We start from the raw sequence: 13,965 nt of genomic DNA on the forward strand, positions 1-13,965 counted from the left end.
GGCAGATGAAATTCGCATCCGAATTCCGCGATCCGAAAGCCGCCAAGGTGCTGCTGGCCGAGATCGCCAAGGTGGCCGATCAGATCGGCGCGACGAAGGAAAAGCCCGTCCACATCATGGAGGTCTGCGGCGGGCATACCCATTCGATCTTCCGCTACGGGCTCGACAAGCTGGTCCATGAGGGCATCGAGTTCATTCACGGCCCCGGCTGCCCGGTCTGCGTGCTGCCGCGTGCGCGCGTCGATGAATGTATCGAGATCGCCGAGCGGGAGGGCGTGATCTTCACCACTTTCGGCGATGCGATGCGCGTGCCGGGCACGAAGAAATCGCTTCTGCAGGCGAAGGCCGACGGCGCGGATATCCGCATGGTCTATTCGCCGCTCGACGCGCTGGAACTGGCGCGCCGTAACCCCGAGCGCGAAGTGGTGTTCTTCGGGTTGGGATTCGAGACCACGACCCCCTCCACGGCGCTTGCGATCCAGCAGGCCGCGCGCGAAGGCTTGGGCAATTTCAGCGTGTTCTGTAACCACATCACCGTGCCCGAACCGATCAAGGCGCTGCTCGACGATCCGCATATGTGCCTTGATGGCTTCATCGGGCCCGGCCATGTCTCGATGGTGATCGGGATCCATCCCTACGATTTCATCGCGCAGGATTACGGCAAGCCGATCGCGGTGGCCGGGTTCGAACCGCTCGATCTGTTGCAATCGGTCCTGATGGTGCTGCGCCAGATCGCCGAAGGTCGCGCCGAGGTCGAGAACCAATATGCCCGCGTCGTGCCCGAGCATGGCAATCCGGTCAGCCTTGCTGCAATCGACGATGTCTACGAGACGCGGCCGTCCTTCGAGTGGCGCGGTCTGGGCGAGATCGACAAGTCGGGGCTGCGCATCCGTGCGCAATACGAAGCCTATGACGCCGAGGAGAAGTTCGGCATTGGCTATGCCACCGGTCGGCGCGAGGTCGAAGAGGCCGAGGGTTGCGCCTGCGGGCAGGTGATGACGGGGCGGATGAAGCCGGTGGACTGTCCGCAATTCGGGCGCGGCTGCACGCCGGAAATGCCGCTTGGCGCACTGATGGTCAGCTCCGAAGGGGCCTGTGCGGCCTATTGGCAATATGGCGGCGCGCGCGCTGTCGAGCCGGCGGAGTAAGGGGGCGCTGCCCCCGTCGCCGGAGGGCGAGAAAAGGTTAGGGAAGAAGGGGCTCCGCCCCCGCGGCTTTGCCGCTCCCCCGGGATATTTGGACCAAGGCGAAGGTAGGTAGAATGGCTTTGCGCGACGAGCGGGTGACGCTGGCCCATGGCGGCGGCGGCAAGGCGATGCGGGATCTGATCGAGGAGGTGTTCACTTCGGTCTTCGCGCCGCCCGGCATGGAGGATCAGGCGCGGTTGCAGGCCGAGGCGCTGGCCGAGCCCGGCGCGCGGCTGGCCTTTACGACCGATAGCTATGTGGTGACGCCGATCGAGTTTCCGGGCGGCGATATCGGCAAGATTGCGGTTTGCGGCACGGTGAACGATCTGGCGGTGGGCGGCGCGAAGCCGCTCTGGCTCTCGGCGGCCTTCATCATCGAGGAAGGCACCGAGATCGCGCTTCTGCGCCGGATCGTGGCGACGATGGCGCGCGAGGCGGAGGCGGCTGGCGTGAAGATCGTCACCGGCGATACCAAAGTGGTCGGGCGCGGAGCCTGTGACGGGGTGTTCGTCACCACCGCGGGCGTCGGCGTGATCCCCGGTGGGGTCGAGATGGCCGCAGGGCTGGTCGCGCCCGGAGACGTCGCCATCGTGAACGGGGTGCTGGGCGATCATGGCGCGACGATCCTCGCCGCGCGGGGCGATCTGGCGCTGTCGAGCGCGATCGAGAGTGATTGCGCCGCTCTGGGGCATCTGATGGCGGATGTGCTGGCGGTGGCGCCGGGCGCGAAAGCCGCGCGCGATCTGACGCGGGGCGGGCTGGCCTCGGCGCTCAACGAGATTGCGGAAGCGGCGGGCTGCGGGATCGAGATCGCCGAGGACGCGTTGCCGCTCCGCACCGAGGTCGTCGGGATGTGCGAGATCCTCGGGCTCGATCCACTGTATCTGGCCAATGAGGGGCGGCTCGTGGTCTTCGTGCCCGAGGTCGAGGCCGAGGCGGCGCTGGCCGCGATGCGCGCGCGCCCCGAAGGGACCGGCGCGGTGATCGTGGGCCGTGCGGTCGAGGGGCATAAGCAGGTGCGGATGACGACGGCCTTCGGCGGTCAGCGCATCGTCGATATGCTGGTGGGCGAGCAACTGCCGCGTATCTGCTAGAGTTCCTTTAGCAGGGCGCGCAGCGTGTCTGCGGCGGTGCTCAACGCCCGTTCGTCGAAGGCGGCATAGCCCAAGAGCAGGCCTTGCGGCGGGTCAGGCAGGCGGGCGTGGGACGATAGCGCCCGCAGCGTGAGGCCCACCGCTTTGGCGCGCTCGGATATCGCACGGTCGCCCAGAGGGGCGAGGGCCGGGCCGAGGCCTGCGCAGAGATGCATTCCCGACGGATCGGGCTGAAGCTGAAGATAGTCCTCCAGTCCCGTCAGTTCGCTCAGCAGGTGACGCTGGCGCTTCGCGTATTGGCGCCGCATCCGCCGCAGATGGGTCGCGAATTCGCCGCTCGCCATGAAGCTCGCCAGCGCCGGTTGCGGAACCATCGAGACCCGTGATCCGGTCGTCGCAATCGCGTCGCGCATCGGGGTCACCAGCCGCTCGGGCAACACCAGATAGCCGATCCGCAGCGCCGGGCTGAGCAGTTTCGAAAAGCTGCCCATATAGATCACGCGCTGCAGCACATCGAGCCCTGCCAGCGCCGGCAGGGGCTGGCCGCGATAGCGGAACTCGCTGTCGTAATCATCCTCGACGATCAAAGCGTCGCGCTCGCGCGCCCAGTCAAGCAGCGCCAGCCTGCGCGTCAGCGGCATCGCGATCCCGGTCGGGAAATGGCGCGATGGGGTGATGGTGACCGCGCGGGTCTCGGGCGGCAGATCGGCGGGGTCGAGCCCCTCGGCGTCGATGCGCACCGGGCGCTCGGTGATCCCGCTTGCGGCCAGCACATGACCCATCGTCGCCCAGCCTGGGTCTTCGGTCGCCATCAGCGCGCCGGGGGGCAGCGCCGCCCGCGCGATCAGGTCGAACCCGTCCCACGCACCGCCGGTGATCACCACCTGTTCGGTCGCGCAGTCGAGGCCGCGCCACGCCGCGAGGTGGTCGCGGATCGCCTGCCGCAGCGGAGGCCAGCCGAACGGGTCGGGCCGGTCGAGAAGCGCGGGATCGGGGTTGCGCCATGCCCTTTCGAGGTGGCGTGCCCAGAGCCTGTGCGGGAACAGCGTCTGATCCGGCAGGCCGGGCTGAAAGGGCAGCCACGTCTGTGCCGTGTGCGGCTGCGAATGTGGCGCGTCCCGCGGCGCGGGCGGTGCGAGATGGGGCAGGTCCTCGGCCACATAGGTGCCGCCGCCGGGGCGCGTGCTCAGGTAGCCCTCGGCGATCAGCTGATCATAGGCGGTGGTCACCGTCATGCGCGAGACCGACAGTTCCTCGGCCAGAGCGCGGCTTGGCGGCAGGCGCTCTCCGGCTGCGGCGGGATCGGCGCGCAGCATCTCGCGCAGCGCTTGCGTCAGCTGCGCGTGCAGCGGCAAGCCGGAGTGCCGATCAAGCGACAGGCCGAACAAGGATGCGTTAAGATTGGACTGGTGCATTTTGGCGAAACTGGACATGTTTTCCTATCCAATAGGGCTGTATCGCTGCCGGGACAAGATAGACCCGCTTTGAGTGAGATCCCCATGACCGAGCCCCTTCCCGTGACCGACCGTTCCCGTCTGCGCCGTCTGCATGAGCGCGGCCATTTCGACCGCGAGACGATCAACGCGATCCTCGATGCGCAGCCGATGTGCCATGTGGGCTATGTCCGCGACGGTAAGCCTTACGTGACGCCGACCATGCAATGGCGCGAGGGCAATCACGTCTATTGGCACGGCTCTTCCGCGAGCCGGGCTTTGCGCAGCGAGACGCAGGCCGAGGTTTGCCTGACGGTGTCGATCCTCGACGGGTTGGTGCTGGCGCGCTCGGGGATGCATCATTCGCTGAATACGCGGTCGGTTATGCTCTACGGGACCGCGTTCAAGGTGGAAGACCCGGCGGAGAAGCTGCAGAAGCTTGGGAATTTCGTGAACCATCTCTATCCGGGGCGCTACGAGATGCTGCGCCCGGATCACGAACAGGATCTGAAAGCGACGACCGTGCTGGGGATGGAGATCGCCGAGGGCGCCGCTAAGGTCCGCACCGGCGGGCCGAGCGATGACGAAGAAGATTACGCATTGCCGATCTGGGCCGGGGTGATCCCGATCCGTATGGAGGTGGGCGACCCGATCCCCGATCCGCGCAACCTCGACGGTGTCGCGATGCCCGCGCATGTACGCAATTTCCGCTATGGCGGTTAATTGGCCTGCGCGATCTGGTCCAATTCCCCAAGGCGCATCTCGTAAAAGTAGGTGAGGCAGTCGATCAGGCTGCGAAATTGAAGCGGGTCGTTGGTGTCGATCCCGCCTGGACGACAGGCACGGTCGCGGATCTTGAGCCAATGCCGCTGGCTCTGCTTCGTGCTCGCTGCGTCCTTCTCGACGGCGCGGGGGTAGAGCTTGCCCAGCACTCCGTCGAGCTGCCCGAGCGGGCGGATCAGGCAGATCACCTCCGCCGCCGGATCGAGCTTGCCCGTGCAGTCGAAGCTGGGGCCGGTGATATCGGGGAATTGGGCGAGGATCGGCGTGAGCTCTTCGGAGGGCTCGATGGCGGGGAAATTGTTCCAGACGCCATCGGGGCCGAGGATCGTGAAATCGCTGATCGGGTAGGGGCCCTCGTAGTCGAGCACATCGCGCTGCGTGGCAGTCGTCCCGTTCATCGTGAGAAACGTATCGTTGGCATGAATGTCGATATTGTAGGTTTTGACGTACCATTGCCCGTCAGCGTCCTTGAACACGTTACAGTCGACGCGGCCAGGGCCTGAGAGCTTCGCTTGCAGGTAATAGGAGTCGTCGCCTGCGGCGGGCAGTAAAACATTCGCCGTAAGGGGGCCAATTTTCACCTTCTTCAGCCTTGGGCGGGGATTGCCCGAGGTTTTAAGGCCTTCTTCCGTCGCATATCCGAAGCTTGAGTATCTTGACCACAAGCGGATCAGGCCATGCTCCGGGATGGCCTCTGAAGATACTGGCGGGCTAGTCATTACCCGGCGACCGGTATTTGCGAATACCACGAATTCGCAGGCGTTTATGGCGCCGAGAATGTCCACATTGGCCGGGTTCGGAGCGCGGTCGGCAAGGACAGTCGTTTTGGTCTGATCGAGCCGGTTATATGAATTGATCAGCAGGAACTGCTCGCTCAGCGGCCTGTCGTCGTCCTTCTGAAATTTCTTGCCGATCATTTCGAAGACGAAGCCTGGAGCGATATTCCATGTCCCCATCCGCTTTGTGAGTTCGTTGATGGCGTCCTGAGCCTGTGCGTAGAATTGCGTGGCGATTTGATTGCCGAGCGTGCTCGAAAACGGCGTGCCATCGGGGATCATCAGCGTATTCGAGAGGCTCGAGAACGGCGCGTGAAACCCGACGACGCCCTCGGTGTGAACGTATCGCGCGTTCCACATCGGGTAGCCGCGCAGCATCCGCTCAGAGCCGCCCAGAAATGCGATCGCACAGGCCGAGAGGCACCTGTCGCCCTTGCCGACGAATGTTGCGAAGCCGCGGATCGAGTCGGAGAGTTTGAGGCCCTCGTAGAAATCGCCGCCATTACTGTCGAGAGAGACAACGACTGGGCGCATATTCACCCCGCCCGAAATCGGATCGAAGATCTCGCTGGCCTTGTCGGTGATCAGATTTCTGAATGTCTCTGCGTCGCCGGGCGCGATTTCGCCTCTAATATGAATGTGCAACGCGTTCTTGAAATCGAAGCTGTCGCCCGGCTTGGTCCCGGTGGCCATATCCACGCCGATATAAGGTAACACGAACTCATTCGTGATCGGCGGTGCCCAGTCTATATCGGCGGCGAGGGCTGGTGGGGCGGCACCGAGGACGCTCAGCGCGGCGAGGGCAGGGATCAGTCGTCGCATCTGGCCTCCACGAAATTCTGCAAACCGCTCCCGAGCCCGGAAGTGCCGAAGGTCTCGCGCACTTGGGTGATCGGGCCTTGGTAGAGGTCGGCGAAATTCGCGGCGTAGCCGCAGAAGTAGTCCGTCGCGATCTGTGCGTCGCAGCGTTTCGTCGCGATGCATAGCTCGACCTGATCGAAGAAATTCGCCATTTCCGATACCGCCGCGAATTGCTCCTGGCGCTTTACGGGGGGGCGTTTCTGGAAGAGCAGGTCAAGAAATTTTTGCCGCTGCGCGGGAGGGATGCCGCCTTTGATCGCTGTGACTTTGGCTAGGGCGTCCGAGTTCTGCCACCAGAACTGCGCAAGTTCGCGGCGGGCGCTTCCTGCATATTCGAGGTCGGAAAAGCGCGCGACCATTTCGAGCGAGAGATCGGCTTTCCGGTCCTCGCGCCATTGGTAGATTTGCCCGGCGGTGAAGAGGAGAGCAGCTATCGTGGCGATCCAGGAGCCCATCTCGATCTTATCCCGGATGCTCATGGCCGTGTTGGACGCGACTTCGGGCGGGGCGGTATCCGTTTCAGGCGCGTCTCTGGGCACATTGGGGGCGTCTGCGGTAGCGGGCGGCGTTTGCCCCGCGCTCACTGTGGGCATCCCGAGAAATCAAGCTCGGCCACCGGAATTTCGGTCGTCTCGTCGAGCTTCGCGACCTGCTTGCGCGCGACGCTGTCGAAACTGTCGCGCAGGCATTCGAGCTGCGCACGGGTCAACACGAGCACTGCAGCTTTGGGATTGGCGGGGATGACCGCGCCGGATTGCAACCGCGGCAACCCTTCGGAGTCGATGGCGGAATTGCGGCTCGTTCCCTGTGCGATCTCCGCTGCAGTGGGGTCGAAAACCCCGTCTTTGCAGAAGCCCACGAAGAGGATTGACGGGAATGCCCGTTGCTCGAGGTAGTCGGTTGCATGATCGCGCAGGCACTCGGCCTGATCCCATCGCAGGGCGGGACCTTCACCGGAGCTTTGGGCATAAGCGGCGCCAGTCGATGCGAGGGCGATCCCTGCGACGGCAAGGATCGGAAAGGCAGAAAACTGATACGACGCAACGAACATGACAATGATCCGAACTGAGTTGAACCATTTCAACAGGCTAGCAAATCGGAGGGATTCGGCAAAGCGCCGCCGGGGGCGAGGCGAAACATGCTCGGGCGTTGCGCGGAGCTGTCGGTTTTTGTTCGGTTTTGGTCGAAGCGCGCAAAAATGCGCTTCACAAAATCGTGAGCAATGGATCGGCCTAACTTCGAGAAACTTCGAAATTCCTATAAAAAATAGGGATTGAGGAGGCGCGGCTCCGCATCGGGTAACGCGACCGAGCGTCAAAGCGAAAACGAAATCACTCTCTTGTTTTGTTCCTGTTACATCCGCACACTACGCCGCGTAGCGCGGAGGCTTCGCTTGGGGCCTCAGATCCATCCAACAATGAATCCCGCTACATATGGGAGGAAGACATGAAGAATTTTGCACTCGGTGCGGCGCTTGCGTCGGCCTCGCTCATTGCGCCCTTCACGGCCAATGCAGCGACGGAAATCCAGTTCTGGCACGCCTTTACCGGCCGTCTCGGCGAGCTCGTCGATCAGCAGGTCAAGGACTTCAATGCCAGCCAGGACCAGTATGAGGTCGTGGCGACCAACAAGGGCAACTACTCGGAAACGCTGAACGCCGGGATTGCGGCGTTCCGCGCCGGTGAGCAGCCCGACATCCTGATGGTGTTTGAGGTCGGCACGGCGACGATGATGGCCGCCAAGGGCGCGATCAAGCCGGTCTATCAGGTGATGGAAGACGCGGGCGTCGAGTTCAATCCCGACGATTATATCGGCGCGGTGAAGGGCTACTACACCACCACCGACGGCAAGATGCTGTCGCTGCCCTTCAACTCCTCGACGCCGGTTCTCTGGGTCAACCGCGACATGCTCGACGAGGCAGGCGTGGCCAAGGATGCGCCGCTGACCACCTGGGAAGATGTCGGCAAGGTGCTCGACCAGCTGAAGGCCTCGGGCGTCGATTGCCCGATGACCACCGCGTGGCAGAGCTGGATTCAACTCGAGAACCTCTCGGCCTATCACAACGTCCCGTTCGCTAGCCAAGAGAACGGCTTCGCCGGTCTCGACGCGAAGCTGGAATTCAACGGCCCCGTTCAGGTCAAGCATATCCAGACGCTGGGTGACTGGGCCAAGAAGGGCGAGTTCATCTACAAGGGCCGCCGCAACGAAGGTGGTGCGGACTTCCGCGCCGGCACCTGCGCGCTCTTCACCGAGAGCTCGGCCGGTTACGCGGGCATCAAGTCCGAAGCCAAGTTCAACTTCGAGGTTCACCCGCTGCCCTATTGGGGCGACGTGGACGGTGCGCCGCAGAACACCATCATCGGGGGCGCTTCGCTCTGGGTGATGTCGGGCAAGGATGACAGCCATTACAAGGGCGTCGCCGAGTTCCTGAGCTATCTCTCCTCGCCGGAAGTGCAGGCGAAGTGGCACCAGGACACCGGCTATCTGCCGATCACCAAGGCTGCGGCTGATCTGACCCGCGAGCAGGGCTTCTATGACGCGAACCCCGGCACCGATGTGGCTGTGAAGCAGATGACCGCGAATGCGCCGACCGAGAACTCGAAGGGCATCCGTCTGGGCAACTTCGACCAGATCCGCGGCATCATCGACGAGGAACTGGAAGCTGTCTGGGCCGGTGATAAGACCGCTCAGGACGCGCTCGACAACGCGGTGGAGCGTGGCAACCAGCTGCTGCGCCGCTTCGAGCAAGCTAACCGCTAACCCAAATCCGGCCGCGGGCGGGGGAAACCTGCCCGCGGCTATTTCTATTCGAAGGCCCCGATCCCGATATGGAAAAACGCGTAACCTTCAAGGGCTGGCTCTTGCCGATGCTGCTGCTTGCGCCGCAGTTGATCGTCTCGGGCGTGTTCTTCTTCTACCCGGCGGGCGAGGCGGTGTGGCAATCGCTGTTCATCCCCGATCCGTTCGGCCTGTCGATGCAGTATGTGGGCCTCGGCAATTTCGAATACCTGTTCAACGACCCTTATTACCGCGCGTCCTTCGTGACGACGGCGGTGTTCTCGACCCTCGTGACACTGGTCTCGATGATCCCGGCGCTGTTCCTCGCGGTGCTGGCGGATCGGCTGGTGAAAGGGGCGGGGACCTATCGCACGCTGCTAATCTGGCCCTATGCGGTCGCGCCCGCGGTGGCCGGTGTGCTGTGGCTGTTCATGTTCAACACGCGGATCGGTGTGGTCGCCTTCTATCTCAACCAGATGGGTTACGACTGGAACCATGTGCTCAACGAGCATGAGGCGATGGGGCTTGTCGTCGTGGCGTCGGCCTGGGGCCGGATCAGCTACAACTTCCTGTTCTATTTCGCGGCGCTGCAAGCGGTGCCGAAATCGGTGATCGAGGCGGCGGCGATCGACGGGGCGCGGTTCTGGCGGCGCTTCTTCACGATCGTGCTGCCGCTTCTGTCGCCCACGACCTTCTTCCTGCTGGTCGTCAACATCGTCTACGCCTTCTTCGAGACCTTCGGCGTGATCCACACGATCACCTCCGGCGGGCCGCAACAGGCCACCACGATCCTCGTCTACAAGGTCTATGCCGACGGGTTCGTCGGTCAGGATCTTGGAAGCTCCGCCGCGCAATCCGTGGTACTGCTGGTGGTCGTGGGCTTCCTGACGGTGCTGCAATTCAAATTCGTCGAGAAGCGGGTGCATTACTGATGGCTGACATGCACAACGAACCGCCCCCGGGCATGGTGGAAAAGCGCGGCTCCGGTCTTTGGCTGACCCATGTGCTGATGATCGCGGGCGTGCTGGTGATCTTCTTCCCGATCTGGCTGGCCTTCGTGGCCTCGACCCATACCCAGCAGGAGATCGCGCAGGCGCCGATGCCGGTGATGCCGGGCTCGCACCTGATCCAGAACTATTCGGATGCGCTGTTCTCCGGGGTGAATGTTCCGGTCGCGACGATGCTGGTGAACTCGCTGGTGATGGCGCTGGGGATCGCGCTCGGCAAGATCGCGATCTCGCTCTTGTCGGCCTTCGCGATCGTCTATTTCCGCTTTCCGGGGCGGCGCTTCTTCTTCTGGATGATCTTCATCACGCTGATGCTGCCGGTCGAGGTGCGGATCGTGCCGACCTATGAGGTGGTCGCGGGCTTCGGGATGCTCAACAGCTATTCCGGCCTGATCCTGCCGCTGATCGCGTCGGCCACGGCGACCTTCCTGTTCCGGCAGTTCTTCCTGACGGTGCCGGACGAGCTGGCCGAGGCCGCCCGCGTCGATGGCGCGCGCCCGATGCGCTTCTTCTTCGATATCCTGCTGCCGATGAGCCGCACGAATATCGCGGCGCTCTTCGTGATCCTCTTCATCTACGGCTGGAATCAGTATCTCTGGCCGCTTCTCATCACCACCAATCCCGAGATGAACACCATCGTCATGGGGCTCAAGCAGATGTTCCCGTCGGGCGACGATATAGCCGACTGGCCGGTCATCATGGCGACCTCGATCCTCGCGATGATCCCGCCGGTGATCGTGGTGATCTCGATGCAGAAACTCTTCATTCGCGGCCTCGTGGACAGCGAGAAATAAGGGCAGACAATGGCGACCGTTGAACTCGAAAATATCAAGAAACGTTTCGGCAAGACCGAGGTTCTGCACGGGGTCTCGATCGACATCCAGGATGGCGAATTCATCGTCATCGTCGGTCCTTCCGGCTGCGGGAAATCGACGCTTCTGCGCATGGTCGCGGGGCTGGAGAGCATCTCCGAGGGCGAGATCCGCATCGGCGAGGCCCGCGTGAACGAGCGCGAGCCGATGGACCGCGACATCGCGATGGTGTTCCAGAACTACGCGCTCTACCCGCATATGTCGGTGCGCCAGAACATGGGCTACGGGCTGAAGATCGCGGGCATGGCGAAACCCGAGATCAAGCGACGCGTCGATGAGGCTGCGAAGCTGTTGCAGCTGTCGGACTATCTCGAGCGCAAGCCGCGCGAACTGTCCGGCGGGCAGCGTCAGCGGGTCGCGATGGGCCGCGCCATCGTGCGCGAGCCGTCGGTCTTCCTGTTCGACGAGCCGCTGTCCAACCTCGACGCAAAGCTGCGGGTGCAGATGCGCGTCGAAATCCGCGAGCTGCAGCGCAAGCTCGGTGTGACCGCGCTCTACGTGACCCACGATCAGGTCGAGGCGATGACCATGGCTGACCGGATGATCGTGATGAACGGCGGCGTGGCCGAGCAGATCGGCACGCCGCTCGAAGTCTATGAGCGCCCCGTGACGATCTTCGCCGCGCAATTCATCGGCAGCCCGTCGATGAATGTCATCGATGCCGAGGTGCGCGCCGGACAGGTGATGCTGGGCCATGTCACGCTCGGCCCGACCGATCTGCCCGATCGCCCGGTCAGCCTCGGGATCCGGCCCGAACACCTGCATCCCGATGACAACGGGCCGCTGACGCTAAATGTCACCCTGTCCGAGCCGCTGGGCGCGAATACGCTCCTGCACGGCACGCTGGAAGGGCGCGGCGAGGCAATGACCGCGGCGCTGCCGGGCGTGCATATGGAGAAGCAGGCGGTGGGGCAGGTGCGGCTCTCGGTGAACGCCGAGGACCTGCATCTCTTCGATCCGAAAACCGGTCAGCGGCTGAATTAAGCCGCGCCGATCCGGTGGCTGATCGCTTTCGCCGCTTGAGCGACCGCGTGCCCGAGTACGGGCAGGCGACTGTCGGGAATCCGCTGCACGGGGCCGGAGACCGAAATCCCCGCCACCGCGTCGCCATGCGCGTCGAAGATCGGCGCGGCGATGCAGCGCATGCCGAGCGTGCGTTCTTCATCGTCCACCGCGTAGCCCTGCGCCGTGACCCGCGCCAGTTCGGCACGCAGCGTCGGCGCATCGCCGATGGTGCGGTCATTGAACCGCGTGAAGTCATACTCCGCGAGGAACTGGTCGAGCCGGTCCGGCGCATAGGTGCTCAGAAGCGCCTTGCCGATGCCCGACGCATGCAGCGGTGCGACCGTGCCCGGCGGAAAGAACGCCCGGATCGGATCATGCGTCTCCACCTGCCCGGTGAACAGAACCTGACCCGCCCGCTCGACGCCCAGATTTGAGGTCTCCCCGGTCGCGCGCATCAGATCCTGCATTAGCGGCCGCGCACGCTCGAAGACATTGGTGCGTCGCAGGAAGGCCGAGCCGATGCGGAAGGCCGCCGGACCGATATGCCAGTCCTGCGCCTCGGGCTCCACGAAATCGCGGGCATGCAACGTGGCCAGAACCCGGTGCATCGTCGCCGGAGACTGGTCCAGCTCGCGGGCGATGGCGCTGAGCGACAGCCCGCCATGACGCGCCAGCAGGTCCAGCACGTCGAGCGCCCGGTCCAGCGCAAGGATCGTGCCCTGCGCGGGGGCCGTGTTGAAGCCTTTCGGGCGGCCCTTCCGGCGGGGCATGGTCATCGGGCGCACCTCTGAGTGGCAAAAAGAAATATCTAACGCAGTATAAAGCAAAATCTAATTTCACTGCGTGAAAAATTCAAAACGCTGAATTTGCTGAGAATTCTTGGATGGCGCGGTGCAAACGCCCACGATCCGTAAAAATTTCTGCGTTAGCCGCGCCATGGTAGAAACGCTTCCGACACATGGAGGAGGCGTCATGATCCATCTCAATCCCGTTTTCATTCCGGGCCCGACCAACATCCCCGAGGCGCTGCGCAAAGCCGTCGATATCCCGACGATGGATCATCGTAGCCCCGGTTTCGCCGATATCATCCACCCGGCGCTGGACGGCGTGAAGAAGGTGCTCAAGACGACCACGGGCGAGGCCTTCGTCTTCCCCGCGACCGGCACCGGCGGCTGGGAAACCGCGATCACCAATACGCTCTCGCCCGGCGACAAGGTTCTGGCCTGCCGCAACGGGATGTTCAGCCATAAATGGATCGACATGTGCCAGCGTTACGGGCTGGAGGTCGAGGTGGTCAGCGTGGCCTGGGGCGCGGGCATCCCGGTCGAGCGCTTCGCGGACATCCTCGGCGCCGACACGGGCCACCAGATCAAGGCGGTGCTCGCCACCCATAACGAGACCGCGACCGGCGTGACCTCGGATGTCGCGGGGATCCGGCGCGCGATGGATGCGGCGGGGCATCCGGCGCTGTTCTTCGTGGATGGCGTCAGCTCGATCGGGTCGATGGAGTTTCGGATGGATGATTGGGGCGTCGACGTGGCCGTGACCGGCAGCCAGAAGGGCTTCATGCTGCCGCCGGGCCTCGCCATCACCGGCTTTTCGCAAAAGGCGCTGGAGGCGGTCGAGGGCGCGAAGCTGCCGCGCTGCTTCTTCGACATTCGCGACATGCGCACGGGCTACGCGGCCAACGGCTACCCCTACACGCCGCCGGTGGGGATGCTGAACGGGTTGAAAGCATCCTGCGACATGCTGCTGGAAGAGGGGCTGGGCAATGTCTTCGCCCGTCACGCCCGGATCGCGGAAGGCGTACGCCGCGCGGTGGCGGCCTGGGGGATGGAGCTTTGCGCCGTCTCGCCCGATCTCTACTCCAACAGCGTCAGCGCGGTGCGTGCGCCCGACGGGTTCGACGCCGGCCGGATCGTGGCGCAGGGGCTGAATACCTATGGCGTGGCCTTCGGGGGCGGGCTGGGCGATGTCGCGGGCAAGGTGTTCCGCATCGGGCATCTGGGCCTGATGACCGATGTGATGGCGCTCTCGGGGCTGGCCACGGCCGAGATGGCGATGGTCGATCTCGGCCTGCCGGTGGAGCTGGGCAGCGGGGTTGCCGCAGCCCAGGCGCATTTCCGCGAGACCGCCGCCACCCCTGTGCGAAAAGCCGCCGCGTAAGAG

General features: G+C 63.8%; 13 protein-coding genes. 8 read left to right on the forward strand and 5 right to left on the reverse strand.

What is annotated here, in order from left to right; genetic code table 11:
- The first annotated feature begins 5 nt into the window (after positions 1–5).
- Both hypD and hypE read left to right on the forward strand, forming a co-directional pair.
- Positions 6–1,148, forward strand: coding sequence for a hydrogenase formation protein HypD (gene hypD / locus ACZ7GB_RS07255; protein ID WP_347429347.1), 1,143 nt, complete (start codon positions 6–8; stop codon positions 1,146–1,148).
- A gap of 113 nt (positions 1,149–1,261) precedes the next feature.
- Positions 1,262–2,281, forward strand: a complete 1,020-nt coding sequence (gene hypE, locus ACZ7GB_RS07260; protein ID WP_472158106.1) for a hydrogenase expression/formation protein HypE — start codon at positions 1,262–1,264, stop codon at positions 2,279–2,281.
- On the opposite strand, the gene pdxR is transcribed toward hypE, so the two are convergent.
- Positions 2,278–3,714 (reverse strand): MocR-like pyridoxine biosynthesis transcription factor PdxR, encoded by a 1,437-nt coding sequence (gene pdxR, locus ACZ7GB_RS07265; protein ID WP_472158107.1) that lies wholly within the window; start codon positions 3,712–3,714, stop codon positions 2,278–2,280. The two genes, hypE and pdxR, sit on opposite strands and share 4 nt — an antisense overlap.
- A gap of 66 nt (positions 3,715–3,780) precedes the next feature.
- On the opposite strand from pdxR, the gene ACZ7GB_RS07270 reads away from it, so the two are divergent.
- On the forward strand, positions 3,781–4,437 hold the full coding sequence (locus ACZ7GB_RS07270) for a pyridoxamine 5'-phosphate oxidase family protein (protein WP_472158108.1): 657 nt from the start codon (positions 3,781–3,783) through the stop codon (positions 4,435–4,437).
- Here ACZ7GB_RS07270 and ACZ7GB_RS07275 read toward each other — a convergent pair.
- The 3 genes from ACZ7GB_RS07275 to ACZ7GB_RS07285 form a co-directional block, all read right to left on the reverse strand.
- Positions 4,434–6,095 (reverse strand): hypothetical protein, encoded by a 1,662-nt coding sequence (locus ACZ7GB_RS07275; RefSeq protein ID WP_472158109.1) that lies wholly within the window; start codon positions 6,093–6,095, stop codon positions 4,434–4,436. The genes ACZ7GB_RS07270 and ACZ7GB_RS07275 overlap by 4 nt on opposite strands.
- Positions 6,083–6,613: a hypothetical protein gene (locus ACZ7GB_RS07280; protein ID WP_472158110.1), complete on the reverse strand. Its 531-nt coding sequence runs from the start codon at positions 6,611–6,613 to the stop codon at positions 6,083–6,085. Before ACZ7GB_RS07280 ends, ACZ7GB_RS07275 begins: the two co-directional genes overlap by 13 nt.
- A gap of 101 nt (positions 6,614–6,714) precedes the next feature.
- The gene (locus tag ACZ7GB_RS07285) at positions 6,715–7,218 is read right to left on the reverse strand and encodes a hypothetical protein (protein WP_210402316.1); all 504 of its coding nucleotides are present in this window, start codon (positions 7,216–7,218) and stop codon (positions 6,715–6,717) included.
- 362 nt (positions 7,219–7,580) lie between these two features.
- Here ACZ7GB_RS07285 and ugpB point away from each other — a divergent pair, with 362 nt between their 5' ends.
- From ugpB to ACZ7GB_RS07305, 4 genes are all read left to right on the forward strand, one after another.
- Entirely contained in the window at positions 7,581–8,894 is a 1,314-nt protein-coding gene (gene ugpB / locus ACZ7GB_RS07290) for a sn-glycerol-3-phosphate ABC transporter substrate-binding protein UgpB (RefSeq protein WP_472158111.1), read from the forward strand.
- A gap of 68 nt (positions 8,895–8,962) precedes the next feature.
- Positions 8,963–9,844 (forward strand): sn-glycerol-3-phosphate ABC transporter permease UgpA, encoded by an 882-nt coding sequence (gene ugpA / locus ACZ7GB_RS07295; RefSeq protein WP_078520423.1) that lies wholly within the window; start codon positions 8,963–8,965, stop codon positions 9,842–9,844.
- A 32-nt stretch (positions 9,845–9,876) separates the two neighbouring features.
- A complete protein-coding gene (gene ugpE / locus ACZ7GB_RS07300; RefSeq protein ID WP_078601076.1) occupies positions 9,877–10,713 on the forward strand; it encodes a sn-glycerol-3-phosphate ABC transporter permease UgpE in 837 nt (278 codons plus the stop codon).
- A gap of 9 nt (positions 10,714–10,722) precedes the next feature.
- Positions 10,723–11,775 (forward strand): ABC transporter ATP-binding protein, encoded by a 1,053-nt coding sequence (locus tag ACZ7GB_RS07305; protein ID WP_152843736.1) that lies wholly within the window; start codon positions 10,723–10,725, stop codon positions 11,773–11,775.
- Here the strand turns inward: ACZ7GB_RS07305 and bhcR are convergent.
- A complete protein-coding gene (gene bhcR, locus ACZ7GB_RS07310) occupies positions 11,772–12,572 on the reverse strand; it encodes an HTH-type transcriptional regulator BhcR (RefSeq protein WP_472158112.1) in 801 nt (266 codons plus the stop codon). The genes ACZ7GB_RS07305 and bhcR overlap by 4 nt on opposite strands.
- Positions 12,573–12,768: 196 nt before the next feature.
- Between bhcR and bhcA the strand changes: the two genes are divergently transcribed.
- Positions 12,769–13,962, forward strand: coding sequence for an L-aspartate--glyoxylate aminotransferase BhcA (bhcA, locus tag ACZ7GB_RS07315; RefSeq protein WP_472158113.1), 1,194 nt, complete (start codon positions 12,769–12,771; stop codon positions 13,960–13,962).
- Positions 13,963–13,965: the final 3 nt, after the last annotated feature.

The organism is Thioclava sp. PTB-PU3-1 (assembly GCF_055666785.1).

Coding starts and splice junctions, on each gene's coding strand:
- hypD (WP_347429347.1), top strand. CDS start 6: ATGAAATTCGCATCCGAATTCCGCGATCCGAAAGCCGCCAAGGTGCTG.
- hypE (WP_472158106.1), top strand. CDS start 1,262: ATGGCTTTGCGCGACGAGCGGGTGACGCTGGCCCATGGCGGCGGCGGC.
- pdxR (WP_472158107.1), bottom strand. CDS start 3,714: ATGTCCAGTTTCGCCAAAATGCACCAGTCCAATCTTAACGCATCCTTG.
- ACZ7GB_RS07270 (WP_472158108.1), top strand. CDS start 3,781: ATGACCGAGCCCCTTCCCGTGACCGACCGTTCCCGTCTGCGCCGTCTG.
- ACZ7GB_RS07275 (WP_472158109.1), bottom strand. CDS start 6,095: ATGCGACGACTGATCCCTGCCCTCGCCGCGCTGAGCGTCCTCGGTGCC.
- ACZ7GB_RS07280 (WP_472158110.1), bottom strand. CDS start 6,613: ATGAGCATCCGGGATAAGATCGAGATGGGCTCCTGGATCGCCACGATA.
- ugpB (WP_472158111.1), top strand. CDS start 7,581: ATGAAGAATTTTGCACTCGGTGCGGCGCTTGCGTCGGCCTCGCTCATT.
- ugpA (WP_078520423.1), top strand. CDS start 8,963: ATGGAAAAACGCGTAACCTTCAAGGGCTGGCTCTTGCCGATGCTGCTG.
- ugpE (WP_078601076.1), top strand. CDS start 9,877: ATGGTGGAAAAGCGCGGCTCCGGTCTTTGGCTGACCCATGTGCTGATG.
- ACZ7GB_RS07305 (WP_152843736.1), top strand. CDS start 10,723: ATGGCGACCGTTGAACTCGAAAATATCAAGAAACGTTTCGGCAAGACC.
- bhcR (WP_472158112.1), bottom strand. CDS start 12,572: ATGACCATGCCCCGCCGGAAGGGCCGCCCGAAAGGCTTCAACACGGCC.
- bhcA (WP_472158113.1), top strand. CDS start 12,769: ATGATCCATCTCAATCCCGTTTTCATTCCGGGCCCGACCAACATCCCC.